A 24218-nucleotide genomic window follows, 5' to 3' on the forward strand; every position below is an offset into this window, starting at 1 on the left:
CACCATGAAGCCAGGACAGACGCAGCGCCGGCCTTGGATCGTGGGGGTGTCCGGCGCGTCCGGTACGCCGTACGCCGCTGCCGTGCTGCGTGCGCTGCTGGCGGCGGGCGAGAGCGTGGACCTGGTCGTCAGCAGGGCCTCTCGGCTCACGCTCCTCGACGAGACCGGGCTCTCCTTCCGCGACGCGCACTGGCGGGACGACCTGCGGGAATGGCTGGCGCGGGGCGCGGACGGCAAGCCCGGCACCTTCGACGCCTTCGAGGGGCACCTCGACGCCGTGCGGCACTGGAGCGCGGGCGACCTGGCGGCGGGACCTTCCTCTGGTTCGTACCCCTCCAAGGGCATGCTCATCGTGCCAGCCTCGACGGCGTGTGTGGCGGGGGTCGCCCTCGGCCTGTCGAAGGACCTCCTGCAGCGCGCCGCGAGCGTGACGCTGAAGGAGGGGCGCAGGCTGGTCGTAGCCGTACGCGAGACCCCGCTGAACGGGCAGACGCTGCGGCACCTGGTCTCCCTGGACGACGCGGGCGCGACCGTACTGCCCGCCTCGCCGGCCTTCTACGCGGGCGCCACGCACATCCAGGACCTGGTGGACTTCGTCGCCGGGCGGGTGCTGGACGCGGCGGGCGTCGAACACCGGCTGTACCGCCGGTGGGAGGGCGAACTCGGCGGGGGCTCCCGGGCGACCTGAGCACCGGCGGCGGTACCTCCCGGCAGCACCCGGTACCGCCTCGGTACCGCGTCAGCACCACCTCGACACGACCGAACGACCTCGCACGACTCAGCGGACTCGCACACTTCAGGACTCACACACTTCAGCGGAAGGCTAGCGATCGCATGGACGCGGTGGACAGGCAGCTCATCCAGGCCCTGAGAGAGAACGGCAGAGCCTCCTACGCCGAGCTGGGGCGCCTCGTCGGTCTGTCGGGGCCCAGCGTCACCGACCGCATCAACCGGTTGGAGGCGGCCGGGGTCATCACCGGGTACCGCGCCACCGTCGACTCCGCCTCGCTCGGTCTCGGCGTCACCGCCCTGATCGGCATCTCCCTGTCCGACGCGGCCGACCACGAGGACGTCGCCCACCGCATGCGGGACCTCGGCGAGATCGAGGACTGCTGGTTCATCGCGGGCGACGACTCGTTCATGCTCAAGGTGCGGGCGAGCGACGTGGACGGCCTGGAGAAGACCATCCGGCGGCTGTCGGGAACGAAGGGCGTCTCCAGGACCCGTACGACGATCGTGCTCTCGACGAAGTGGGAGAACCGGGTGGGGGAGCTGCCCGAGGAGGAGTAGGACCCGGTTCCGCGGTCGCCGGGGACGCCTCGCGGCCGACCCGGTGCTGCTCGTGCCGTCCATGGTCCCCGCACCCGCCGGTGGTACGTCGTGGCCCCGGGGTTCCCCTGCGGGCGTCGGCCAAGTGGTCGCGCCCGCGCATCGCTTCCCCTGCCCGTACCGGTTCCCGGCTCCTGGTGAGCCCGTCGGATCGCGCGGGCGTCCGGGGTTGGGGCCTGTCGGATTTCCGGGAGTGCCATGATGGGGCGTGCAGGATCTTCGTACCTGCGCGTCGGAGACTCCGGCGCCCGACAGCAAGGAAGCCGACATGGCCACTGGAACCGGTACCACCTCTGCCGACAGCCCCGCGGCCCTGTACGGGCCGGTGTCGCTCGGTCTCGGCATCGTCGCCCTGATCGCCGTGGCGCTCTCCGGCTTCGTCGGAATCGCGATCCCGCTCCTGGCCGGCAGCCTCGCCGTCACCTTCGGCATCCTCGGTCTGACCCGCGGTTCCCACCGGGGCCGGAGCCTCATCGGGCTCGCCACCGGATCCGTGGGTGTGCTGTACCCGGTCCTCGCCATCATCGCCTACGCCTCCTGACCGCCTGCGTACGGCGGGGAGCCGGCCTCGACGTGGCCCGTGGCGTGGGAGCGCAGCGCTTCGCCCCGCTGTCCTGACGGTCGGCGGGGCGAAGCGGCAGGGCCCGAGTCGGCCCGCGACACCGGGTCGGTGCGCGGCGGAACCTGTCCGTTGCGAATTCCCGGACTTTCCGGGGGAGTTGTCCGGCCCGGACCGGCTACCGGACACCCGGCCGCGGACGAACCAGCCCCCGAGCCCTACGCGGCACAGGTATCGCGTCGTCCCCGCGGCGTCATGCCATCGTCCTGCGCGCAGCCCGGATGAGAGCACAGCAGGCCGTGGGCGAGCACCGACAGCATGGCTGCCTGCAACCGCGTCTCCTGTTCCAGCTTCCCTATGATCCGAGCGATGTGTGCCTTCACCGTCCGCTCCGCGATGCTCAGCTCGCGCGCCAGCTGGCGGTTGCCCAGCCCCGTGCCGAGCAGCAGCAGGACTTCCTTCTCCCGCCCCGTCAGCCTCTCCAGCCTCGCTGCCCATGAGCCCGAGCCCGGATCGCTCTCGGACCACTGGTAAGGACATGCCGGGTCATTCGTGTGGTGCGCGTAGGACCGCTCAAACATTTCGGTCCTTCCTGATCCCGCGTTTCCAGCAGAGCCCCGTGCCCTGGTTGCTGCGGTGATCTCTGTCAACGTAGCACCGGGCACTGACACGGGCACGTCAGAAAATGGCGACTCCTTCGGGTGCCTCAAGGGAACCCTCCGAAGAAATCATTTCCGCCAACTTCTTTGATTCATAAACTTGTTGTGCGTGATCGGAGTTCTGACAGCCGTGCCGAAAGCGGGGCCACGCGCGTCGGCGCCCCAAGCGCCGCCCCGTCGGGAGGCGTTGGAATACTCATGACCATGGAGTACCCCCGCCGATCGATGGTTCTGGCCCTGATCCTGCTCGCCCTCACGGCCTGCGCCCCACAGCGCCAGTCCGGCGGTTCCCCCGCCTCCACGCTCGACAGCATTCCGGCGGCCGACCGCCGCTCGGCGCCCGATCTCAGCGGTGCCACCCTCGACGGCCCGCCTGTTCACCTCGCCGACTACCGGGGCAAGGTCGTCGTGCTCAACGTCTGGGCCTCCTGGTGCGGCCCCTGTCGCGCCGAGTCACCCGAACTCTCCCGCGCGCAGGAGCACTTGAAAGCACGGGGGGTCCAGGTGCTGGGAGTCAGCACCGACGCGGCCAGGAGTGCCGGCCGCGCCTTCCAGCACGAGCACCGTCTCAGCTATCCCAGCCTCCACGACCCCGGCCACCGGCAGTTGTCCCGGTTGCCCAAGGGCTATGTGTACCAAGCCCTGCCGTTCACGCTCTTCATCGACCGCCGGGGCAGGATCGCCGCCACCTATGTCAGCACCCTCACGGAAGCCGACGTGCGCCGCGTCACCGCTCCGCTGTTGCGCGAATCGGCGCGCTGACCTCACCGAAGGCCACCTCCCGGAGGGGCAGTTCCCTCTGGGACACCTCCCTTACGGACGTCGCGCGCGCCGCCCGGACAGCGCTACTTTCGATCACACCGGAAGCCGAACGGGCCTCCGGGCAAGGTGAGTCGACGGCGGGAGGGGGGCGGCGTGCGATCCCTCAGGCGTCCGGAGCGATGCACCTCGCGTTCTGCTTCACCGGGGCGACGAGGCGGCTCATCTCGACCAGTACGACGTCGGTCTCCGGTACGTCGTCGGAGATCGACACCTCCACCGCCGGCCGCCTTCCGTAGGTGACCAAGTACTTCCGCCCGTCCCGGGACTGAGCCTCTTCCAGCACCCAGTCCACACCGTCGACGGTCACACACATGTCAGTGGTCGGTGCCGGCGGATACAGGCCGCACCGCAACTCCACCGCCCCTCGGCCCCACGCGGCGAGCCCCTCGTACGAGACCCGGTCGCGCTCGTTGCCGGCCAGGCTCGACGGATAGTTCCCGGCGATCCGCGCGCACTCCGGCGTGTCCGCCAACGGGCCCTGTTCAAGGGCGAACACCGGCGAAGTCACCTCACGTGCGACCAGAACTCCCCCTGCCACCAGCGCCGCGAGGGCCAGACCAGCAGAAGCCCAGGACCTTCGGGACCAACCGTTCAACACCAACAGCCCTTTCGCAAAAGGAGAAAGCATCATGCGCGATGCCATTCGCGGCCTTGTCGTCGCCGGAGCGGCCGTAGCCGCCGCCGCAGCCACCGTAGCCCCCGCCACCGCCGCCACGGCCGCGGCCACCAGCGCGGAACCTGCGGCCTTCAGGTCCGCCGCCACCTACACCGACGTCCGCCTCGAAAAGGTCTGGGGTCCCACCGGCCGCTGCCTCTCCATGAAGGGGAGCACCGGAACCGGTGCCCAACTCACCCTTCAGAAGTGCAACGCGGACTCCACGCAGAAGTGGACCCTGAAGGGCAATTCCAGCGGCGTCTACACCATCAAGAACAAGAAGTCCGGCAAGTGCCTCGGCATCAGGAGCAGCGCGGCCGGCACGCGCGTCACCCAGCACCCCTGCAACGCCTCCGCCAAGAGCCAGCAGTGGGTCCTGGGCAGCAGCCGGATCATCAGCAAGCAGGCGAACAAGGTGATCACTGCGAAGAGCAGCGACGCCAACACCTACCCCGTCATCGACAAGTACAGCTCCGCGAAGCGCAAGCAGCAGGAATGGGGCCTGTCCTGACCGTGAAGGCGTCGGGCGCCACCCTCGTGGGCCCGTCGGCAGGGCGAGACGGCCGCGGTCGGCGGCACAGAAAATGACGAAAGGGAAAAGCTGATGTATCTCTCGCGTTCCGTGAAGACGGCAATGCTGACGGTGGCCCCCCTCATGCTGGTCGCCACCGGGCTCGACTCGTCCGCCTCCGCCGGACAGGACCCGCGGCCGGGCGCTACGGCGTTCTCCCTGTCCGCGCTGTCCTCCGACTCGCTGAGCGACGTGTCCGGCGTCAGCGCGAAGAGCGCGGTGGGCAGGACGCTTCAGGCGCAGGGCTTCGGTGTCCTGCGGGCCGCCTCGGGAGAGACGGCGGTCGTCGACACCTCTCTCGCCCAGGAGGGCATCACCTCGGCGGCCGGCAAGGACTTCGTGACACTGTCCTGGAAGGGCTATGAGCGGGGTGCCCGCTACGTCATCACCCGGGACGGCAGGAACGTGGCCGCCCTGGCCGCGGGCGTCACCTCCTTCCGCGACACGAACGTGAAGCCGGGCGCCGGGTACCACTACCAGGTCGTGCCGGTGCTGCCCGAGGGCGGCGCCCCGCAGGCCCGGCTGTACGGCGTGCGGGTGTCCGTGCCGGCCTCCGGCTCGCTGACGGGGCTGCGCGCGCAGGCGGCCGAGCGGGCGACGGCCGCGGCCGTGGCCAGGACGTCCACGGTGACCTGGTTGGGCTTCATTCCGCAGAAGAAGGTCGACGCTCCCCCGGCGGGCTGTGACTACGGCACGAACTACCAGTTCGGCGGCGACGGGCACTCCGACTTCAACTGGAAGTCGGACAAGTACCGCTTCGCCCTGAATGCGACCGTCACGTGGAGCACCAAGAAGGTCGTGGCGAACAAACACATACAGGCCAGTCACGTGTACCTGAAGAGGACCGGCAGGCTCGTCGCCCAGAAGACCGCCAGCGCCCGGAACACCTATGCCAAGAAGCTGGGGTCGAGCAGCAGGACCGTGGACGTGCGGATGGTCGTGCACGCCACGAACCCGTTCTGCGGGGGCCTGGGCGGAGTCAAGGGCGCCGCGGACGGGGCCCTGACGATGAACCTGGCCACGAGCGGCAACTACGCCATTCGCTCCGGCAAGCACCGGCTGTACCCGAACACCTACATCTACATCTACGACGGCGGGAGGGTCAGCAACGTCGTCACGCGGAGGTACGCCAGCACCGCGTGCCTGATCGGTTCGGTCGCCTGCCCGGAGGCCGACCTGACCGGCTACTACGGCAGGTTCTGACCCCGCCGTGAGGTGACGGGGCCACCGGGGACAGGATCCGGCCGGCCCCCGCCCACCCGGAGTGACGGTGGCAGGGCCTCCACCCGGCGCGCCCCCTCCCGCACGCCCGCCGGTCCCCTCCGCCGGGGCCGTGAACCGGCGGCGACCTGCCTGGGCGTACGGTTGGGGGGTCTGTCGGAGAAAGGTGTGAGCATGGATGTCGGGCTCAAGCGCGAGCTGGAGGACAAGGTCCGGGCCGGTGAGCGGCTGACCCGTGAGGACGGCATCGCGCTCTACGAGTCGGACGATCTGGCCTGGCTGGGCGGGCTCGCCCACGAGGTGCGCACGCGGAAGAACGGCGACGTCGTCCACTTCAACGTCAACCGTCACCTCAACATGACGAACGTGTGCACCGCGTCGTGCGCCTACTGCTCGTTCCAGCGCAAGCCGGGCGAGAAGGACGCGTACACGATGCGTATCGAGGAGGCCGTCCGCCTCGCCAAGGCGATGGAGAACGAGAACCTCACCGAGCTGCACATCGTCAACGGCCTGCACCCGAATCTCCCGTGGCGCTACTACCCGCGCTCCCTCAGCGAGCTGAAGAAGGCGCTGCCGAACGTCTCGCTGAAGGCGTTCACGGCGACGGAGATCCACCACTTCGAGACGATCTCGGGCATGTCGGCCTCCGACATCCTGGACGAGCTGATCGAGGCGGGCCTCGAGTCGCTGACCGGCGGTGGCGCGGAGATCTTCGACTGGGAGGTGCGGCAGCACATCGTCGACCACCGCACCCACTGGGAGGACTGGTCGCGCATCCACCGCCTCGCGCACTCCAAGGGCCTCAAGACGCCGTGCACCATGCTGTACGGGCACATCGAGGAGCCCCGCCACCGCGTCGACCACGTCCTCAGGCTCCGTGAGCTGCAGGACGAGACCGGCGGCTTCCAGGTCTTCATCCCGCTGCGCTACCAGCACGACTTCGTGGACATGAAGGACGGCAAGGTCCGCAACAAGCTCCAGGCCCGCACCCAGATGGCGACCGGCGCCGAGGCGCTGAAGACCTTCGCGGTCTCCCGTCTCCTGTTCGACAACGTCCCGCACGTCAAGGTCTTCTGGGTCATGCACGGCGTACAGACCGCGCAGCTCGCCCTCCAGCACGGAGCGGACGACATGGACGGCTCGGTCGTCGAGTACAAGATCACGCACGACGCGGACAACTACGGCACCCCGAACAAGCTGACCCGCGAGGATCTGCTCGACCTGATCCGCGACGCCGGCTTCCGCCCCATGGAGCGCAACACCCGCTACGAGATCATCCGCGAGTACGACGGCCCGGACCCGGCGCGCCGGGAGGCCCCGCAGGCGATGCGCGTGTGACGTACCGGCGCGCGCCGGCCGCTGTCCAACGGGGCGACCTCTGCGGTTGAGGGGGCTCTGACCTCGATGTTCTAGCCTGGGTGACCGTGCCACTGACGTTCACCCTCTTCACCGAGGACACGAAGCCGACCCCGGCCCTGCCCGACCAGTTGCTCACGCTCTGGACGGATGTCACCAACGCGGGCGGCGCGGTCGGGTTCGTGCCCCCGGTGACCCCCGCCGACATACGCCCCCGCGCCGAGGCCCACCTCGGCGCCGTGGCCGAGGGCCGCACCCGGCTCCTCGCCGCCTTCACCGCCGACGGCCGGCTCGCCGCCACCGCCTTCCTCGCCTTCAACGACCACCCCCTGATGCGCCACTGGGCCTGGCTCTACACCGTCATGGTCGACCCCGCGCTCCAGGGCCGCGGGTACGGCGCCGAGCTGCTCCAGGAGGCCGAGCGGCAGGCCCGCGACCTCGGCCTCGACGCGCTCCGGCTCACCTGCCGGGGCGGGGAGGGACTGGAGCGCTTCTACGCCTCCTGCGGCTACAAGGAGGTCGGCCGGGTGCCCGAGGCGATACGCGTCGCACCGGGTGACGACCGGGACGACATCAGCATGCTGCTGCCCCTGCCACGCGGCGAGTGAGGCCCCCCTGAGTGATCCGCACTCCCGGCGTGCTTCACTGGACGGTGCCCTTTGGGAACGTTCGAAACGGATTCGGAACGGAAGAGTGGATTGACATGGGCCGCTACACGCTGATGCGCCTCGGTATCTTCGCAGGCTGCCTCGTGGTCGTCTGGGGCCTCGTCCACTCGGGCATCGCGCCGCGCGGTCTTGGCGACTCCAACTACATGTGGGTGGTCCTGCTCGCCCTGGTGATCTCCGCGCCGATCAGCTTCGTCGTGCTGCGCAAGGAGCGCGACCGGGCCTCCGCCCAGGTCGTCGCGCGCGTGGACCGCGCCCGCGCCAACCTGGAGCAGAACCGCAGCCAGGAGGACCACGTGGACGACGCCACCCGCGGCACGCAGAGCCAGCCCTCCTGACACCCCCGCACCGTCGGCCGCGCGGCCAGGGGCCCCGGCTTCCTCGGTGCCGCTCCGGCGGCCGCCGATCGTACGCTTGCCCGTATGGGTGCTGTGAAGAACAAGCGGATGCCGCGTGCGGTGCGTGAGCAGCAGATGCTGGACGCCGCTGTGCGGACCTTCGGGCAGCGGGGATACCGGGCCGCGTCGATGGACGAGATCGCCGATCTGGCCGGCGTGTCCAAGCCGTTGGTGTACCTGTACCTGAACTCGAAGGAAGACCTGTTCACCGCCTGCATCCGGCGTGAGGCCGCGGCACTGACCGCGGCGGTGCGCGCGGGCGTCGGGCCCGGCCTGACCGCCGACCGCCAACTGTGGGAAGGCCTGCGGGCGTTCTTCACCCATACGGCGCAGAACCCCGACGGCTGGTCGGTGCTGCACCGTCAGGCGCGCACGCACGGCGAGCCGTTCGCGGCCGAGGTCGCCGCGATGCGCGAGGAAATCGTCGCGTTCGTCACCCAGCTGATCGTGGTCGCCGCGCGCGAGGCGCATCGCGATCCGTCCCTGCCCGCACGCGAGGTCGCCGGGCTCGCCGAGGCCCTCGTCGGTGCCGCTGAGTCCCTGGCGGCGTGGGCCAACGCCACGCCGGGCGTCTCCGCGAAGCAGGCCGCGGCGACCCTGATGAACTTCGCCTGGGCGGGCCTGGGTGACCTCATGGACGACCGCCCCTGGTCGCCGCCGCCGCTCGACGACCGGGAGCAGACCCGGCCCGGCGTGGACCTCGCCGCCCGGCCCTAGACCCGGTCAGGGTCTCCGGGGTGCACCTCCCCGGTGAGGTGCCGGCGTACCGGGCCGCCGCCCGGGGCGCGGAGTTCGAAGTCGGGGCCGTCGGCGGCGTAGGTGACGGTGCCCGGCAGGAGGACGGGGGCCTTGAAGTCCGCGCGTACGTACACCGGGCCCTGCGGCCCCCGTTCCGCGAGGCAGCGGGCGACGGTCCACATGCCGTGCGCGATGGCCCGGGGGAAGCCGAAGAGACGGGCGGTGAACGGGTGCAGATGGATGGGGTTGCGGTCCCCCGACACGGCGCCGTAGCGGCGTCCGACGTCGCCGCCGAGACGCCATTCGGCGAGGGCGGGCAACGGGCTCCCCGCCGTGCCCGCGTTCCTGGACGGTGCAGGTTCCGGTTCCGGAGCCGCTGAGGGGGAGTCCCCGGTCGTCCGGTGCCGTGCCAGGTACCTGCTTCTCGACGCCCACACGAGTTCGCCGCCCGCTCTCGCCTCGGTCACGACGAGGGCCTCGGTCCCGCGGCGGTGCGGTGCCAGTCCCTCGGCGTACACGGCGAGTTCGTACGTCTCGCCGGCGGCCGGCGCCCGCCGCTGCCTGATCTCGATCGACGTGTGCACCAGCCCGAGCAGCGGCAGCGGGAAGGGACGGCTCGCCATGACCCGCATGGCGAGCGGAAAGCCGAGGACGTGCGGATACGTGATCGGGAGCGCGTCCGAACCCGTGCCGAAGCCGCAGACGCGTTCGTAGCGGGCCAGATGGGCGAGGTCGATGCGGAGGTCTCGGCGGACGAGGTGGTCCCGGGGGACGGGGGCGTCCGGGCGGGGGTGCTTGAAGGGGGAGAGGAGCGCGCCGCGGACGAGGTGGGGGGTCATGGAGGGCAGGTGGCGGTCGGCCATTGTCCAACTCCCAGCGGGGACGTAGGTTTACTCCAGAGTAAGTTACCCAGGGTAAGGCTACGTTACGGATCGGCCGGTCGGGCCGGCGCCGGGTGCGAAGAAAAGGGCTACCTCGGGTAACTCGCACCTCGCCCGCCCCAAACACCCACAAACCCCACACCCCGGCCCCGTACGATCCCGCTCACCCCTGCCTCGCATGAACCCCCCACCCTCCAGGCCCGTATGAGGCTTCGGCCCCTCGGGCCGACCTGGTCCCGGCAGACAAAGGAGTCGCCCCGTGCCCAGCCCGTACCACTCCCCGCCCTCCCTCGTGGAGCCCGAGATCAGGCGGTTGGACGGTGTCGTGCGCGAGGTGTCCGTGCCGCCTCTGGTCGGCCGGGTGACCCATGGCTCACTCGCCGACATCCCGTTCGACAACGCCACCGAGGCCCCCGGGGAACCGGTCCTCAGCCGCAAGGACTCCGACGGCCGCTGGCAGGACGTGACGGCGGCCGAGTTCGCCGCCCAGGTGCTGGCGGTCGCGAAGGGACTGATCGCCGAGGGCCTGGCACCGGGCGACCGCATCGCGATCATGGCCCGGACGACCTACGAGTGGACGCTGCTGGACTTCGCCGCCTGGGCCGCCGGGCTCGTCACCGTGCCCGTCTACCCCACCTCCTCCGTCTTCCAGGTCCGCTGGATCCTCCAGGACTCGGGAGCCGTCGCGCTCGCCACGGAGACCGTCGCCCAGGCGTCCGCACTCGGCCCGGAGCGCGACCGGATCCCCGACCTGCGGCACATGTGGGTCTTCGAGAAGGGGCACGTGGAGCGGCTGGCCGAGCGGGGCCAGGAGATCCCGGACCAGGAAGTCGCCGTACGCCGGGGGGTGCTGGGCCCCGACACGCTCGCCACGCTCATCTACACGTCGGGCACGACCGGCCGCCCCAAGGGCTGCGCGCTCACCCACGGCAACTTCTTCGCCGAGATCGACAACGCGATCGAGCTGCTCTACCCGATCTTCAGGGCCAAGACGTCGGACGCCGCGTCCATGCTCCTGTTCCTGCCGCTCTCGCACGTCTTCGGACGGATGGTCGCGGTGGCCTGTATGCGCGCCCGGGTCCGGCTGGGGCATGCGCCGAGCCTGCGCACCGAGGACCTGCTCGCCGACCTGGCGAGCTTCCGGCCCACGTTCCTGCTGGCCATCCCGTACGTACTGGAGAAGGTGTTCAACACCGGCCGGGCGACGGCCGAGAGGATGGGCCGCGGCGCGTCCTTCGACCGGGCGGCGCGCATCGCGTGCGGCTACGGCGAGGCGGTCGAGGCCCGGCAGCACGGCACCGGTCCCGGTCCCTCCCGCTCCCTGCGAGCGGCCCGCGCTCTCTACGATCCGCTGGTCTACCGGCGTGTCCGCAACGCGCTCGGCGGCAGGGTCCGCTACGCGATCTGCGGCGGCTCCCCGCTCGGCCGCCGCCTCGCCGCGTTCTACGCGGGCGCCGGTATCGAGATCTACGAGGGCTACGGACTGACGGAGGCCACCGCGGCCGCCACGGTCACGCCTCCGCTCAAACCCCGGCTGGGGACGGTGGGATGGCCGTTGCCGGGCACCCGGGTACGGATCGCGGGCGACGGCGAAGTGCTGCTGAGCGGCGCGCAGATCTTCCGCGGTTACTGGGATCCGCACGCGGGCGGAGTGATCGACGCGGCTCCCGACGGCTGGTTCGCCACCGGCGACATCGGCGAGCTGGACGCCGGGGGCTATCTGTCCATCACCGGCCGCAAGAAGGAGATCCTGATCACCGCCGGGGGCAAGAGCGTGGCCCCCGCGCCGCTGGAGAACTGGCTGCGCTCGCACCCCCTGATCGCCCAGTGCATCGTCCTCGGCGACCGCCGTCCCTACGTCAGCGCCCTCGTCACCCTCGACCTCGACGGCATCACCCACTGGCGCCAGATGATCGGCAAGCACCCCGTGCCACCGGAGCTGCTGGTCGACGATCCCGAACTGAACGTCATCATCCAGCGCGCGATCGACGAGGCCAACAAGCTCGTCTCCCGACCCGAGTCCATCCGCCGCTTCGCCGTCCTTCCGGTGGACTTCACGGAGGAGGCCGGCCATGTGACCCCCACCCTGAAGCTCAAGAGGGCCGCGATCGAACGTGACTTCGGCAAGGAGATCGAGAGCCTGTACCTGAAGCCGTGAAGCCGTGAAGCCGTGGAGCCGTGGAGCCGTGGAGCCGTGGAGCCGTGGAGCCGTGAAGCCGTGAAGCCGTGGAGCCGTGAAGCCGTGGAGCCGTGAAGCCGTGAAGCCGTGAAGCCGTGAAACCTGGCGCCAGGACGGCGTGGAGCGGCGGGGATCTCCGGCGGAGCGGCGGAGTGGCGGACGGCGGGAAAGGCAGGAGCCCCGCGACCGGCTGGCGCGGGGCTCCTTGGGTACTGCTATCCGTTCCGGATCAAAGCATTGGGCTCATGGAGCCGAAGGCTTAGAGCGGGGTGACGTTCTCCGCCTGCGGGCCCTTCGGACCCTGCGTGACGTCGAAGGAAACCGCCTGGTTCTCTTCGAGAGAGCGGAATCCGCTCGCGTTGATCGCGGAGTAGTGGACGAAGACGTCCGGGCCGCCGCCTTCCTGGGCGATGAAACCAAAGCCCTTTTCGGCGTTGAACCACTTCACGGTTCCGGTAGCCATAAGCCCTCCTTGGGCCCAAAGGGTTGCCCTGCTCCAGAACCTGCGATTGTGTAAACAACTGCATACGTCTGAAAACGACGAGAGCCCGCGGTCACATGCTCCGCAGGCTCTGTACTGCAAGGGAAACCAAACTGCAACTTGCGGCGAGCCTAGCACGCAGGCAGCCGAAAGCAATAGGGGGAAAAGATCACGTCACCCGGATGTCTGACCCGTCCGGTGTACGCGTTGACGTCGTGGTGTCGGCCCGTCGGCGCGAGGGCGGACACGAAGGGTCGGGACGGCCTGGTGAAGCCTCGCGGGGACCCTGAGGACTGCACCGTACCGCATGGGGTCTAGCCTCGCGATGTGGACAATTCTCGCACCCGGCCGCGCGTCGGCCACATCCAGTTCCTGAACTGCCTGCCCCTCTACTGGGGGCTCGCGAGAACGGGCACGCTCCTCGACTTCGAGCTCACCAAGGACACCCCGGAGAAGCTCAGCGAGAAGCTGGTGCAGGGCGATCTCGACATCGGGCCCATCACGCTCGTCGAGTTCCTCAAGCACGCCGACGAGCTGGTGGCCTTCCCCGACATCGCGGTCGGCTGCGACGGTCCGGTGATGTCCTGCGTGATCGTCTCCCAGGTCCCGCTGGACCGGCTGGACGGCGCCAGGGTCGCCCTCGGCTCGACCTCTCGTACGTCCGTGCGCCTGGCGCAGCTGTTGCTGGCCGAGAGCGTGGGGGTCCAGCCGTCCTACTACACGTGCCCGCCGGACCTCAGCCTGATGATGCAGGAGGCGGACGCCGCCGTACTCATCGGGGACGCGGCACTGCGGGCCAATCTGCTCGACGGGCCGAAGTTCGGTCTGGAGGTGCACGACCTCGGCACCCTGTGGAAGGAGTGGACGGGGCTGCCGTTCGTCTTCGCCGTGTGGGCCGCCCGCCGCGACTACCTGGAGCGCGAGCCGCTCGTCACCCGCAAGGTGCACGAGGCATTCCTTTCCTCCCGGGACCTCTCCCTCGACGAGGTCTCCAAGGTCGCCGAGCAGGCCGCCCGCTGGGAGGCCTTCGACGAGCGGGTCCTGGAGCGGTACTTCACCACGCTCGACTTCCGCTTCGGCGCCCCGCAGCTGGCGGCCGTACGGGAGTTCGCCCGGCGGGTCGGCTCGACCACCGGGTTCCCCGCGGACGTGCGCGTGGAGCTGCTGAAGCCCTGAGGTCCTGAAGCCCGAGGTCCCGCGCGCTCGGAGGCGTACGGAACTACCCTGCTGGGCAGTGCGTCCAGTGCGTACGGGGGAGGGATGAGCTGTGAGTGTCATGCAGCCGCTCGGAGTCGACGAACCCACGGTCGTGGGGCCCTACCGGCTGCTCGGCCGGCTCGGCTCCGGCGGCATGGGGCGCGTGTACCTGGGCCGCAGCGCGGGCGGGCGTACGGTCGCGGTCAAGATCGTGCACCCGCACTTCGCGCTGGACGAGGAGTTCCGTGCCCGGTTCCGTCGCGAGGTCGAGGCCGCGCGACGGGTGGGCGGCGCGTGGACGGCCCCGGTCCTGGACGCGGACCCGGAGGCACCCGTGCCCTGGGTGGCGACGGGATACGCGGCCGGTCCCTCGCTCGCGGCCGCCGTCGCGGACACCGGCCCCTTGCCCGTGGCGTCCGTACGGGTGCTGGGCGCGGGCCTGGCCGAGGCGCTAGGGGCGGTTCACGTGCTCGGCCTCGTCCACCGCGACGTCAAGCCCTCCAACGTCCTGCTGACCCTCGACGGCCCCCTCCTCATCGACTTCGGCATCGCCCGCGCGACCGACGGCACGGCCTCGCTCACCTCGACGGGCGTCTCCGTCGGCTCTCCCGGCTACATGTCGCCGGAGCAGATCCTCGGCAAGGCGGTCACGGGGGCGGCCGACGTCTTCTCGCTCGGCGCGGTGCTCGTGTACGCGGCGACGGGGGAGTCCCCCTTCCCCGGTGACTCCTCGGCCGCGCTCCTCTACAAGGTGGTGCACGAGGAACCCCGGCTCGGCTCCCTGGAGGGCGAACTGCGGGACCTGGCGGCGGCCTGTCTGGCGAAGAACCCGGAAGGGCGGCCGGCCCCCGCCGAAGTGGCCGCGCGACTGGCCCCCGGCGGAGCGGCCCGTTCGGTGACGGCGGGATGGCTGCCGGGGCCGCTGGTCGAGCAGGTCAGCCGCAGCGCCGTGCAGTTGCTGAATCTGGAGGCGACGGAGGCCGCGCCGTCCGGACCCGTGGGGTTCGACAGCGGTTCGGTGGGCACGGATTCCGGCTCCGGGACGCCGGGCGCCCGGACGCATGCGACCGGCGGAGTCTTCGGGCCGCCGCCCACGATGCCGCCGTACCCCAGCCACCCCACCCACCCCACGTACGTACCCGACCAGCGCGAGCCGCGGGACGCGGCCGAGATCCACGCCGACCACTCCGCCGGTCCCGACCACTCCGCCGGTCCCGGCCACTCCGCCGGTCCCGGCCAGGACCCCGGCAGACTCTCCGTCAGCCTGGCCGCGACCTCCGCCTCCGGCGTGAACGGCCGTAGGCGCAGGCTCAGTTGCACGGTCGCCCTCGCGGTCGCCGGAGCGCTCGCGGCGGCGACGGTGGGCTCGGCGTTCCTCTTCGACCTGCTGCCGGGCGGCGATCACCCCTCGGACTCCGGCGGTGACTCGGCGGCGAGCCGTCCGACGGCGTCGCCGGACCCGTCCGGCCGGGCGGACACGGAGCTGGGTTCGGTGCCCGCGAAGTACCTCGGCACCTGGGAGGGCGACGCCTTCGCGCTGGACGGAAGCCTGCCCGCGGGCACGTTCCGGGTCACCCTGCACCGGGCCGCCGTGGGCAAGGAACTGGGCACGTTCCGGTCGACCGACCTGATCGGCGGCGTCTGCGACGACGTGCTCGTCCTGAAGAAGGTCACGGACCAGCGGCTCACCGCGACGAGCATCGCCAGGAAGTCCAACCCCGGCACGTGCACGACGGGCAGCCACGAGGTCCGGCTGACACCAGCCAAGGGCGACCTCGAGTACGAGACCGACAACCCGGACGCGGGCGATCCGGTCGCGCGGATGTCGAAAGCGGCCGACTGACCGACCGCGCGCGGGCCGTGGACCCGGGGGAGGCGACGGACCGCGGACGTCGCGCCCTGCCCGGACCGCGGCCGGCTGCGTAGGGTGTCCGGGTGGACCCCGTTCTCTGGCTGACCGCCGTCGCCGCCGCCTGGGGCGCGGCGGTGGGTGTGCTCGTCCCACGGGCCGCCCACCGCTTCTCCGTCGAGCCGGACGAGGCGTGGCGGGACCGCTGTCCCGGCGGCCACGCCCTCACCGGGGTCGCGGGCGGCTGGCTCGGACCCGCCCGCTGCGCCGAGTGCGCCGCCCGTACGGTGCCGGCGGCGTCCGGCGCCGCGGGGCGCCCGGCACGGCTCGCCGCCGCGGCGTCGTACGGACCGCGCACCCCCCTCGTGTCCCTCACCACCGCGCTGGTCTGCGCCGGTCTCGCCCTCGCCACCGGCATCCGCCCCGAGTTGGGCGCCTGGCTGCTGCTCGCGCCGCTCGGTGTGCTGCTCGCGGTCGTGGACTTCGGGGTGCAGCGGCTGCCGGACGTGCTCACCCTGCCGCTCGCCGGTCTCACGCTCGCGCTGCTGGGCGCCGCCGCCGTCCTCCCGGAACACGCCGGGCACTGGCCGACCGCGCTGTTCGGGGCACTCGCGCTGGGCTGCGCCTACTTCCTCCTCTTCCTCGTCAATCCGAACGGCATGGGGTTCGGGGACGTGAAGCTCGCGCTGGGACTCGGGGCGGTGCTCGGCTGGTACGGCTGGGGGACCGTCGTCCTCGGGACCTTCGCCGGGTTCCTGTTCGGGGGGCTGTACGGACTGGGCCTCGTCCTCGCGCGCCGAGCCGGGCGCCGGACGTCGATCCCGTTCGGGCCGTTCCTGATCGCGGGGGCCTACCTCGGGCTCCTGATGGGGGCGTACGCGGCCTGACGTCGGGCTCCTGGTGGGGCTGGCGTAGGCTGGCCAGGTCCGTCCACACCCTTATGAAAGGGACGCTCCCGGTGACCGAGAAGGCCGACCTTCAGTCCGTCCTCGACCGTGCCGCCGAGGGCGGGCGCATCACCGCGGAAGAGGCCCTCGACCTCTACCGTGACGCTCCGCTGCACGCGCTGGGCGCCGCCGCCGACGCCGTACGCCGCCGCAGGTACGCCGGCACCGAGCACATCGCGACGTACATCATCGAGCGGAACATCAACTACACGAACGTGTGCGTCACGGCGTGCAAGTTCTGCGCCTTCTACGCCGCGCCCAAGGACACCGCCAAGGGCTGGACCCGCGACCTCGACGACATCCTGCGCCGCTGCGCGGAGACCGTCGAACTCGGCGGCACCCAGATCATGTTCCAGGGCGGACACCACCCCGACTACGGCGTGGAGTACTACGAGAAGCACTTCTCCGCGATCAAGGAGAACTTCCCCCAGCTGGTCATCCACTCCCTCGGCGCGTCCGAGGTCGAGCACATGGCCCGCATCTCCAAGGTGGGCGTGGAGGAGGCCATCCAGCGGATCCACACCGCCGGCCTCGACTCCTTCGCGGGCGCCGGCGCGGAACTGCTCCCCGCCCGCCCCCGCAAGGCGATCGCCCCGCTCAAGGAGTCCGGCGAACGCTGGCTGGAGATCATGGAGACCGCGCACGGGCTGGGGGTCGAGTCGACCTCGACGATGCTCATGGGCACCGGCGAGACCAACGCCGAGCGCATCGAGCACCTGAGCATGATCCGCGACGTACAGGACCGGACCGGCGGTTTCCGCGCCTTCATCCCGTACACCTACCAGCCGGAGAACAACCACCTCAAGGGCCGCACGCAGGCCACGCTCTTCGAGTACCTGCGCATGATCGCGATCGCCCGGCTCTTCTTCGACAACGTGGCCCACATCCAGGGTTCGTGGCTGACCACCGGCAAGGAGGTCGGCCAGCTCTCGCTGCACTACGGCGCGGACGACCTCGGATCGATCATGCTGGAGGAGAACGTGGTCTCCTCGGCGGGCGCCAAGCACCGCTCCAACCGCATGGAGATCATCGACCTGATCCGCAAGGCCGGGCGCGTGCCCGCCCAGCGGACCACGACGTACGAGCACATCGTCGTCCACGAGGACCCGGCGGACGACCCGGTCGACGAGCGGGTCATGTCGCACATCTCGTCCACCGCGATCGCGGGCGGCACCGCCCACCCCGAGCTGAAGCTGCTCGCGTCCAACTGACCCCGCTGTGCTGACCATTCACGCCGCCGACGAGCTGCGGCTCAGCTGGGACGCGGAGCCCGTGCGGGACGGCGCGGTCGCCGTGCGGGGTGACCGGGTCGTGGGGGCCGGGCCCTTGAGCGAGCTGCTCGAGCGTTTTCCGGGGGCACGGCTGCGGCGCTGGCCCGGTGTGCTCGGGCCCGCGCTGGTCCACGAGGGCCCGCTGCCGCAGGCGCCGTCCCCCCGCGAACGGCTGCACGCGGTCCTGAAGTCGGGCTCCACCGCCGTACTGGAGCGGTACGCGGGCACACCCGACCTGCGTGCCGCGGCCGTCCGTAACGAGGTGGCCGTGCTTCCCCGTACCCGCGAGACGGCGATCGTCGACACCGGACGCGCCGACCTCGCGGTCTTCGACACGGACGGGGCGTGCCTCGCCACCGTCTGCGCCGGCCGCCTGGTGCACCGACGCCGCTGAGCCGCTTCGGCCCGGCCGGCCTCGGGAAACTCCTCTCGCGTGGCCACCCGTTCTTGTCGTTTCCGTCCCCGGACGGAAACAAATGCGATTCCGGAGTTCAAAAGTGGCACATCCGATGGCTGTCCCTGAATGCAGGGCTCGATGAGCGGCCCGCGGGAAAGGGGTCCCGAATCGGAAGAGTCGGACATGTGATCGGGGCATAGGGTTCATATGCGTCGGCTTTGAGCCGTGCCGTCGTTCAGGAATTCTTACGGGGAGAACGGACAGGCCGGGCCGAGTTTCCTGGACGCGGCACATGAGAACCGGGGAATTGGACACATGAATCGGGACGCGGCGGCCCGGAAGAAGCCGGGACTGTTCCCCTGAGTGGTCGTAAAAGACCTGTCTACGGGCCGGGCGCCGGAGGGCCGCCGGTCCCGTGCTGCCACAATGGGAGCGTGACCCGCGCATCCCTGGACAAGCAGCCGCACGAAGTCGCCTCGATGTTCGACGACGTGGCGGAACGGTACGACCTGACGAACGACCTGCTGTCGCTCGGCCAGGACCGGGTGTGGCGCAGAGAGGTCGCGAAAGCGGTCGACGCGCGCCCCGCGCAGAAGATCCTGGACCTGGCGGCCGGCACGGCGACCTCGTCGCTCCCCTTCGCCCGCACCGGCGCGTACGTCGTGCCGTGCGACTTCTCCCTCGGCATGCTCCGGGTCGGCAAGAAGAACCACCCCTGGCTGCCGCTGACCGCCGGCGACGCGACGAAGCTGCCCTTCAAGGACGACACCTTCGACGCGGTGACGATCTCCTTCGGTCTGCGCAACGTCCAGGACACCGACACGGCGCTGGGCGAGCTGTACCGGGTGACCAAGCCGGGCGGCCGGGTCGTGATCTGCGAGTTCTCGCACCCGACCTGGGCACCCTTCCGCACGGTCTACACCGAGTACCTGATGCGGGCGCTGCCGTCGGTCGCCCGCGCGGTGTCGTCCAACCCCGACGCGTACGTCTATCTCGCCGAGTCCATCCGGGAGTGGCCCGACCAGCCCGCCCTGGCGGAGCGGCTGGGCAAGGCCGGCTGGTCGAAGGTGGCGTGGCGGAACCTGACGGGCGGCGTGGTCGCCCTGCACCGGGGCTTCAAGGCCTGACGGATCTCAGCGCGTCGAACGGATCGCCCGGCTCGTCGAGCTCACGGCGCAGACCGCCCGACGGCGGGAGCGGCAACCGGGGTTCACGCACCCCGGCGCCTCCCTCGGCGTCACCGAGGTCGAACCACACCGTGACCACGGCACCGCGGGGGATCTCGGAGCCGGGCGGCGGGTACTGGCGTACGACGTAGTCGACGACGGTGAGAGGGAAGTCGGGCCGGTCGGGCGCGGCGAGCAGCACGCCTCGCGCCTCGGCCCTCTCCCGCGCGTCCACGGCCATCAGGCCGATGAGCCGCGGTACGCGCACTTCGGGTGTCTCGGGTGTCAGGCGCACGGACGTCACCCCCCAGCGGTACCGGCAGAGTAAGCCCCGGCCGGTCCCCCGCGGAAGGCATCGGCGGCCCCCGCACGAGCTGCCGGCGGCCCCCGCACGAGCTGCCGGCGGCCCCCGCGCGGGCTGTCGCTGCCGCCCCCGCGCGGGCTGGGGGCGGCCTGCGCGCCGGCTGGGGGCGGCTCGTGCGGGAGCCGCGCGCAGCCCTTCGTACGGGCCCTCGCGGGAGCCCCTCGCGCGAACCGTCAGAGGGCGAGCCGGTAGCAGTGCGCGGCGCCCTCCTGCGTGGGATGGGTGAAGACCTCGGCCAGTTCCATGCCCACGCGTCGGGTCACGGCGATCGACCGCTCGTTGCCGGGTCTGACCATCGCGACGACCCCGGGGACGCCCGCCGCCCGTACCCGCTCCAGGGTGGTCAGCGCGGCCGCGGTGACGTACCCCTTGCCCCAGTGCGCGCGCCCGAGCCGCCAGCCGATCTCGATCTCACCCCTGGGCCCCCACTCGCCCGGCCACGGCTGCGCGCCCGTGAAGCCGAGCACCTCGCCCTCGGAGTCGACGATCGTCCACAGACAGAACCCGAGCTCGGCGTCGTGCCGCCGCTGCCGCGCGGTGAGCTCCTCGTACACGGACAACTCGGCCGCCCGGCCGCCGTGGAACTCCATGACCTCCGGGTCGGCGAAGATCCGGTGCCAGGCGAACGCGTCCTCGTCGGTGGGGACACGGAGTCGGACGTCGGGGAGAGCACGGTTCACGGGGGCAGCCCTTCAGCCAGGTCAGTCAGTACCGCTGCATAGACTGCCCATGTCCAGTGCCCGTCAGCACGCAGATTTCGAGTCTTGGGGAGACCCCGCCGTGACCGAGCCCCAACCCCTCTCCGAAAACACCGCAGATGTGATCGTCGTCGGGGCTGGGCCAGCCGGTTCCACGACCGCCTACTACCTGGCGAAGGCCGGACTCGACGTCCTGCTGCTGGAGAAGACCGCGTTCCCCCGGGAGAAGGTCTGCGGTGACGGGCTGACCCCGCGCGCGACCAAGCAGCTCGTCTCGATGGGCATCGACATCTCCGAAGAGGCCGGCTGGCTGCGGAACAAGGGGCTGCGCATCATCGGCGGCGGTGTCCGCCTCCAGCTGGACTGGCCGGATCTCGCTTCGTACCCGGACTACGGGCTCGTCCGCAAGCGCGACGACTTCGACGAGCAGCTGGCACGGCAGGCGCAGAAGGCGGGCGCCCGGTTGTTCGAGCGCTGCAACGTCGGCGCCCCGATCATCGACGACCGCACGGGCCGCATCACGGGCGTGCACGCCAAGCTCGGCGACTCGGGGGAGAAGCGGGAGGTCACCTTCCACGCGCCGCTGGTCGTCGCGGCCGACGGCAACTCCACCCGCCTCTCGCTGGCGATGGGCCTGCACCGCCGCGAGGACCGCCCGATGGGCGTCGCCGTCCGTACGTACTTCACCTCGCCGCGCCACGAGGACGACTACCTGGAGTCCTGGCTGGAACTGTGGGACCGCCGGGGCGCCGAGGACCGTCTGCTGCCCGGCTACGGCTGGATCTTCGGCATGGGCGACGGCACGTCGAACGTCGGCCTCGGTGTGCTCAACACCTCCGACTCCTTCAAGGAGCTGGACTGGCGCGAGGTCCTGAAGGCGTGGTGCGCCTCGATGCCGGAGGACTGGGGCTACACGCCCGAGAACATGACCGGCCCGATCCGCGGCGCCGCCCTTCCGATGGCGTTCAACCGCCAGCCGCACTACACGAAGGGGTTGTTGTTGGTCGGCGACGCCGGCGGTCTGGTGAACCCCTTCAACGGCGAGGGCATCGCGTACGCCATGGAGTCCGGTCAGATCGCCGCGGACGTCATCGTCCAGGCCCACGCCCGCTCGACGCCCTCCGGGCGCGAACTGGCCCTCGAGCGCTACCCCCGCGTCCTCAAGGACACCTACGGCGGGTACTACACCCTCGGCCGCGCCTTCGTGAAGCTGATCGGCAACCCGAAGGTCATGAAGATCGCGACGCAGCGGGGCCTGACCCACCCGCTCCTGATGAAGTTCACCCTGAAGATGCTGGCGAACCTGACGGACCCGACCGGCGGCGACGCGATGGACCGGATCATCAACGGGTTGTCGAAGGTGGCACCGAAGGCCTGAGGCCGGGGCCGCCGCGCGCGGGGAGGCCGGGCCTGCGGCCCGGTCTCCGTGGTGTTCCCGCGCGCGGGACACCTCGCGCCGGTCTTCCGTGAGCCGCGGCGCACACCTGGCGCGCCTCCGGCACGTCCGCGCGGCACGCACTCTTGTTCCATCCGCGGCACTTGACCCGTTACGGGCGTATCGAGCGGAATCCCGCGCACCGGCGGGCACGCTCGTCCGTGGCGTCCGTGGCGTCCGTGGCGTCCGTGGCGTCCGTGGCGCGAGCCTGCCTGCGGGGAGCGGGGAGCGGCTCGGCTTCGGGGACGGCGCGCTGTCAGGTCCGCGAGCGGCCCCCGTCCGTCCGGCGGCGCAAGGCGCATCCGGTGGCCGTCGGCGGCAGCCCCTTCCCGTCGCTGTGAGGGCCCTCTGAGGCCCGAACGGGCCGCGGTCGCCCCCCGGATACGACCACGGGGGCCGCCGCCTTCAGGCGGCGGCCCTCAAGCCGTAGGAACGCGGACGCGGGTGCGGCTCAGAGAACGCGTACCGCGCCGGTGGCCGGGTAACCCGACAGGTTCTGGATCACGACACCCTTGGAGGGGTTGGCGGCGTCCAGGTACTGCCCGTTACCGATGTACACGCCCACGTGGTACGCCGAACCGGCCGAACCCCAGTACAGGATGTCGCCGACCTGGACGTTGGACAGCGAGACCGGCGTACCGGACGTCGACTGGTCCTGGGAGACGCGCGGCAGGTCGACACCGACCTGCTTGAACGCGGCCTGCACGAGACCGGAGCAGTCCCACGCGTTGGGTCCCGTACCGCCCATCACGTACGCGTCGCCGACCTGTGCCTTGAGGAAGGCGATGACGGTCGCGACGTTGCCGCTGGCCGGCGCCGAGACGGTCGAGGTCGTGGAGGCCGAAGCGGTCAGGGTGGTCCGCGCGGTGGAGCGCGAGGCGGCCTGCTCGGCCGCGGCCTTGCGCGCGGCCTCGGCCTTCTTCTTGGCCTCGGCCTTCTTCTTGGCGTCGGCGAGGTCCGCCTTGGCCTGCTTCGCGGCATTCGCGGCTGCCGCGTCGCGCTCGGCCTGCAACTCGTAGTTGGCCGCGGCCTGCTGGGTGGCGTCCGCGGACTGGGCGACCTGGGTCGCGAGGTCGGCCGTCAGGGTCGGCAGTTCAAGGGTCTGCGTCACGGGCTCGGCCGCACTCGCAGAGCCGGCCGCACCGGCGACGGCCAGGGTGCTGAGAACGCCACCGGCAACTCCGGCGCGCATCGCGAGCGTCGACGCGTTGCGGCGGGGCTTCCGGTGGCTACGTATGTGAGCGGTGTGGGACATGGGTACAACCGGTATCAGGGGCTCCCTCATACCTTCAAGAAACGTGTGGTGCGCCACAGTTGTTCAATCCGCGGCCGAATCCGGGGCGCGTCACTCCTTATTGACGCCGTAACGGGCATTGCGGACAGAGATGATCAAGCCTGTGATCATGCTGTTTCCGTAATACGCCCGAATTGCCCTCCGCCTACCACTGCTTGCGGCCAGTGGCCAAGCCCCGCTTATCTGGCGCATAGACAGATGTGGCACAGGTCACACAGGCGTCTCACGGACGGCATGCCGCGCGCGTAGATCCCGAGAGCCCCCCGCTCGTGAACGCGTGCACGCGTCGATGTCGTCCACATCCGTCCACACCCCTCCCCCCGACGTGTGAACGGGCTCCTCTATCAAGCCGCCCCGTCCATCGCCAATTTGCATGCGAAGGAAGTCTCTTGATATGGAGACGTCGCCCCGGACCTGCGATGACGAGCGGAAATATCACCTCTGGTGACCGTGCGGACGCTTCGCGTGTGAAGATCACCGCTCATCCGACTTCATGATCCTTCGTCAGGTGGTGGAGATCACAAAGCTAGTGCAATACCCCGTGTCGCAGATCACAGACCGGCGGGCATAGGATGCGAGGCAGTTGGGCTTGTGACCTGCTTCACATGTACGCGATCTTCGTCGGGACGCACGGGGCTCGTGGGACGGGTGGGCGGGAGTGCCGGCCCGACACAACCGCCAGCAGTCAGTGCCGACTGAGAGGAGCGAGGAGCGTGAACGCGTATGCGCCGATCCTCGTACTGGGAGCCCTCGGGGCAGGCTTTGCGATCTTCTCCGTGGTCATGGCCACGCTTATCGGTCCAAAGCGATACAACCGGGCCAAGCTCGAGGCTTACGAGTGCGGTATCGAGCCGACCCCCACGCCGGCCGGCGGCGGGCGCTTCCCGATCAAGTACTACCTGACGGCGATGCTCTTCATCGTCTTCGACATCGAGATCGTCTTCCTCTACCCCTGGGCCGTCACCTTCGACGCCCTGGGTGTTTTCGGGCTCGTGGAGATGCTGCTCTTCGTGCTCACCGTCTTCGTTGCGTACGCGTACGTATGGCGGCGCGGCGGCTTGGAATGGGACTGAGGGGCCTCTA

26 protein-coding genes are annotated in these 24218 nt (G+C 70.5%); 19 read left to right on the forward strand and 7 right to left on the reverse strand.

The genetic code is table 11. From position 1 onward, the window contains the following. Positions 1 to 4: 4 nt before the first annotated feature. The 3 genes from ACFVTC_RS30750 (at position 5) to ACFVTC_RS30760 (ending at position 1870) form a co-directional block, all read left to right on the forward strand. Positions 5 to 688, forward strand: a complete 684-nt coding sequence (locus tag ACFVTC_RS30750) for a UbiX family flavin prenyltransferase (protein ID WP_168529486.1) — start codon at positions 5 to 7, stop codon at positions 686 to 688. A gap of 146 nt (positions 689 to 834) precedes the next feature. Next, positions 835 to 1290 (forward strand): Lrp/AsnC family transcriptional regulator, encoded by a 456-nt coding sequence (locus ACFVTC_RS30755; protein WP_148009934.1) that lies wholly within the window; start codon positions 835 to 837, stop codon positions 1288 to 1290. Between the two features lie 307 nt (positions 1291 to 1597). Then, positions 1598 to 1870 carry a hypothetical protein gene (locus ACFVTC_RS30760; protein ID WP_390131758.1) on the forward strand — a complete coding sequence of 91 codons (273 nt, stop codon included), beginning with the start codon at positions 1598 to 1600 and terminating at the stop codon, positions 1868 to 1870. Between the two features lie 236 nt (positions 1871 to 2106). Here ACFVTC_RS30760 and ACFVTC_RS30765 read toward each other — a convergent pair whose 3' ends face one another. Further along, positions 2107 to 2469: a LuxR C-terminal-related transcriptional regulator gene (locus ACFVTC_RS30765; RefSeq protein ID WP_390131759.1), complete on the reverse strand. Its 363-nt coding sequence runs from the start codon at positions 2467 to 2469 to the stop codon at positions 2107 to 2109. Between the two features lie 282 nt (positions 2470 to 2751). Between ACFVTC_RS30765 and ACFVTC_RS30770 the strand changes: the two genes are divergently transcribed. Continuing rightward, positions 2752 to 3309 (forward strand): TlpA family protein disulfide reductase, encoded by a 558-nt coding sequence (locus tag ACFVTC_RS30770; RefSeq protein WP_390131760.1) that lies wholly within the window; start codon positions 2752 to 2754, stop codon positions 3307 to 3309. Between the two features lie 163 nt (positions 3310 to 3472). Here the strand turns inward: ACFVTC_RS30770 and ACFVTC_RS30775 are convergent, their stop codons facing one another. Next, positions 3473 to 4012, reverse strand: coding sequence for a DUF3515 family protein (locus ACFVTC_RS30775; protein WP_390131761.1), 540 nt, complete (start codon positions 4010 to 4012; stop codon positions 3473 to 3475). Here ACFVTC_RS30775 and ACFVTC_RS30780 point away from each other — a divergent pair. The 6 genes from ACFVTC_RS30780 to ACFVTC_RS30805 all read left to right on the forward strand — a co-directional run bounded on the left by ACFVTC_RS30780 (position 3999) and on the right by ACFVTC_RS30805 (position 8955). Continuing rightward, on the forward strand, positions 3999 to 4535 hold the full coding sequence (locus ACFVTC_RS30780; RefSeq protein WP_390131762.1) for an RICIN domain-containing protein: 537 nt from the start codon (positions 3999 to 4001) through the stop codon (positions 4533 to 4535). The genes ACFVTC_RS30775 and ACFVTC_RS30780 overlap by 14 nt on opposite strands. 93 nt (positions 4536 to 4628) lie before the next feature. Then, a complete protein-coding gene (locus ACFVTC_RS30785; protein WP_390131763.1) occupies positions 4629 to 5798 on the forward strand; it encodes a hypothetical protein in 1170 nt (389 codons plus the stop codon). A gap of 192 nt (positions 5799 to 5990) precedes the next feature. Continuing rightward, entirely contained in the window at positions 5991 to 7154 is a 1164-nt protein-coding gene (gene mqnE / locus ACFVTC_RS30790; protein WP_390131764.1) for an aminofutalosine synthase MqnE, read from the forward strand. An 86-nt stretch (positions 7155 to 7240) separates the two neighbouring features. Further along, positions 7241 to 7780, forward strand: a complete 540-nt coding sequence (locus ACFVTC_RS30795; protein ID WP_390131765.1) for a GNAT family N-acetyltransferase — start codon at positions 7241 to 7243, stop codon at positions 7778 to 7780. 95 nt (positions 7781 to 7875) lie between these two features. Further along, a complete protein-coding gene (locus tag ACFVTC_RS30800) occupies positions 7876 to 8178 on the forward strand; it encodes a DUF4229 domain-containing protein (RefSeq protein ID WP_390131766.1) in 303 nt (100 codons plus the stop codon). A gap of 84 nt (positions 8179 to 8262) precedes the next feature. Beyond that, positions 8263 to 8955, forward strand: a complete 693-nt coding sequence (locus ACFVTC_RS30805) for a TetR/AcrR family transcriptional regulator (protein ID WP_390131767.1) — start codon at positions 8263 to 8265, stop codon at positions 8953 to 8955. On the opposite strand, the gene ACFVTC_RS30810 is transcribed toward ACFVTC_RS30805, so the two are convergent. Beyond that, positions 8952 to 9839, reverse strand: a complete 888-nt coding sequence (locus ACFVTC_RS30810; protein ID WP_390131768.1) for a MaoC family dehydratase — start codon at positions 9837 to 9839, stop codon at positions 8952 to 8954. The two genes, ACFVTC_RS30805 and ACFVTC_RS30810, sit on opposite strands and share 4 nt — an antisense overlap. A gap of 277 nt (positions 9840 to 10116) precedes the next feature. Here ACFVTC_RS30810 and ACFVTC_RS30815 point away from each other — a divergent pair, with 277 nt between their 5' ends. Beyond that, positions 10117 to 12015, forward strand: a complete 1899-nt coding sequence (locus ACFVTC_RS30815; RefSeq protein ID WP_390131769.1) for an AMP-dependent synthetase/ligase — start codon at positions 10117 to 10119, stop codon at positions 12013 to 12015. A gap of 280 nt (positions 12016 to 12295) precedes the next feature. Here ACFVTC_RS30815 and ACFVTC_RS30820 read toward each other — a convergent pair whose 3' ends face one another. Further along, entirely contained in the window at positions 12296 to 12499 is a 204-nt protein-coding gene (locus ACFVTC_RS30820; protein WP_148009945.1) for a cold-shock protein, read from the reverse strand. Positions 12500 to 12844: 345 nt separating this feature from the next. Here ACFVTC_RS30820 and ACFVTC_RS30825 point away from each other — a divergent pair, with 345 nt between their 5' ends. From ACFVTC_RS30825 to ACFVTC_RS30850, 6 genes are all read left to right on the forward strand, one after another. Continuing rightward, on the forward strand, positions 12845 to 13693 hold the full coding sequence (locus ACFVTC_RS30825; RefSeq protein ID WP_168529507.1) for a menaquinone biosynthetic enzyme MqnA/MqnD family protein: 849 nt from the start codon (positions 12845 to 12847) through the stop codon (positions 13691 to 13693). 100 nt (positions 13694 to 13793) lie between these two features. After that, positions 13794 to 15557 (forward strand): serine/threonine-protein kinase, encoded by a 1764-nt coding sequence (locus tag ACFVTC_RS30830; RefSeq protein ID WP_390131853.1) that lies wholly within the window; start codon positions 13794 to 13796, stop codon positions 15555 to 15557. Positions 15558 to 15649: 92 nt separating this feature from the next. Further along, the gene (locus tag ACFVTC_RS30835; RefSeq protein WP_390131770.1) at positions 15650 to 16450 is read left to right on the forward strand and encodes a prepilin peptidase; all 801 of its coding nucleotides are present in this window, start codon (positions 15650 to 15652) and stop codon (positions 16448 to 16450) included. Positions 16451 to 16521: 71 nt separating this feature from the next. Beyond that, on the forward strand, positions 16522 to 17721 hold the full coding sequence (gene mqnC / locus ACFVTC_RS30840) for a cyclic dehypoxanthinyl futalosine synthase (protein WP_390131771.1): 1200 nt from the start codon (positions 16522 to 16524) through the stop codon (positions 17719 to 17721). Between the two features lie 7 nt (positions 17722 to 17728). Beyond that, positions 17729 to 18175, forward strand: coding sequence for a hypothetical protein (locus ACFVTC_RS30845; protein WP_390131772.1), 447 nt, complete (start codon positions 17729 to 17731; stop codon positions 18173 to 18175). A 437-nt stretch (positions 18176 to 18612) separates the two neighbouring features. Beyond that, the gene (locus ACFVTC_RS30850) at positions 18613 to 19305 is read left to right on the forward strand and encodes a demethylmenaquinone methyltransferase (RefSeq protein ID WP_390131773.1); all 693 of its coding nucleotides are present in this window, start codon (positions 18613 to 18615) and stop codon (positions 19303 to 19305) included. Here ACFVTC_RS30850 and ACFVTC_RS30855 read toward each other — a convergent pair. Both ACFVTC_RS30855 and ACFVTC_RS30860 read right to left on the reverse strand, forming a co-directional pair. Beyond that, entirely contained in the window at positions 19295 to 19639 is a 345-nt protein-coding gene (locus ACFVTC_RS30855) for a PASTA domain-containing protein (protein WP_390131854.1), read from the reverse strand. The two genes, ACFVTC_RS30850 and ACFVTC_RS30855, sit on opposite strands and share 11 nt — an antisense overlap. Before the next feature lie 242 nt (positions 19640 to 19881). After that, positions 19882 to 20388, reverse strand: a complete 507-nt coding sequence (locus tag ACFVTC_RS30860) for a GNAT family N-acetyltransferase (RefSeq protein ID WP_390131774.1) — start codon at positions 20386 to 20388, stop codon at positions 19882 to 19884. Between the two features lie 100 nt (positions 20389 to 20488). Between ACFVTC_RS30860 and ACFVTC_RS30865 the strand changes: the two genes are divergently transcribed. Continuing rightward, positions 20489 to 21784, forward strand: coding sequence for a geranylgeranyl reductase family protein (locus ACFVTC_RS30865; protein WP_390131775.1), 1296 nt, complete (start codon positions 20489 to 20491; stop codon positions 21782 to 21784). A gap of 508 nt (positions 21785 to 22292) precedes the next feature. Here the strand turns inward: ACFVTC_RS30865 and ACFVTC_RS30870 are convergent. Then, the gene (locus ACFVTC_RS30870; protein ID WP_390131776.1) at positions 22293 to 23126 is read right to left on the reverse strand and encodes a C40 family peptidase; all 834 of its coding nucleotides are present in this window, start codon (positions 23124 to 23126) and stop codon (positions 22293 to 22295) included. A 722-nt stretch (positions 23127 to 23848) separates the two neighbouring features. On the opposite strand from ACFVTC_RS30870, the gene ACFVTC_RS30875 reads away from it, so the two are divergent. After that, complete coding sequence (locus tag ACFVTC_RS30875) at positions 23849 to 24208, forward strand: NADH-quinone oxidoreductase subunit A (RefSeq protein ID WP_007383963.1); 360 nt, start codon at positions 23849 to 23851, stop codon at positions 24206 to 24208. The last annotated feature ends 10 nt before the right edge of the window (positions 24209 to 24218 follow it).

The sequence above is a fragment of the Streptomyces sp. NPDC057950 genome (assembly GCF_042887295.1).
Lineage (GTDB): Bacteria > Actinomycetota > Actinomycetes > Streptomycetales > Streptomycetaceae > Streptomyces > Streptomyces kaempferi.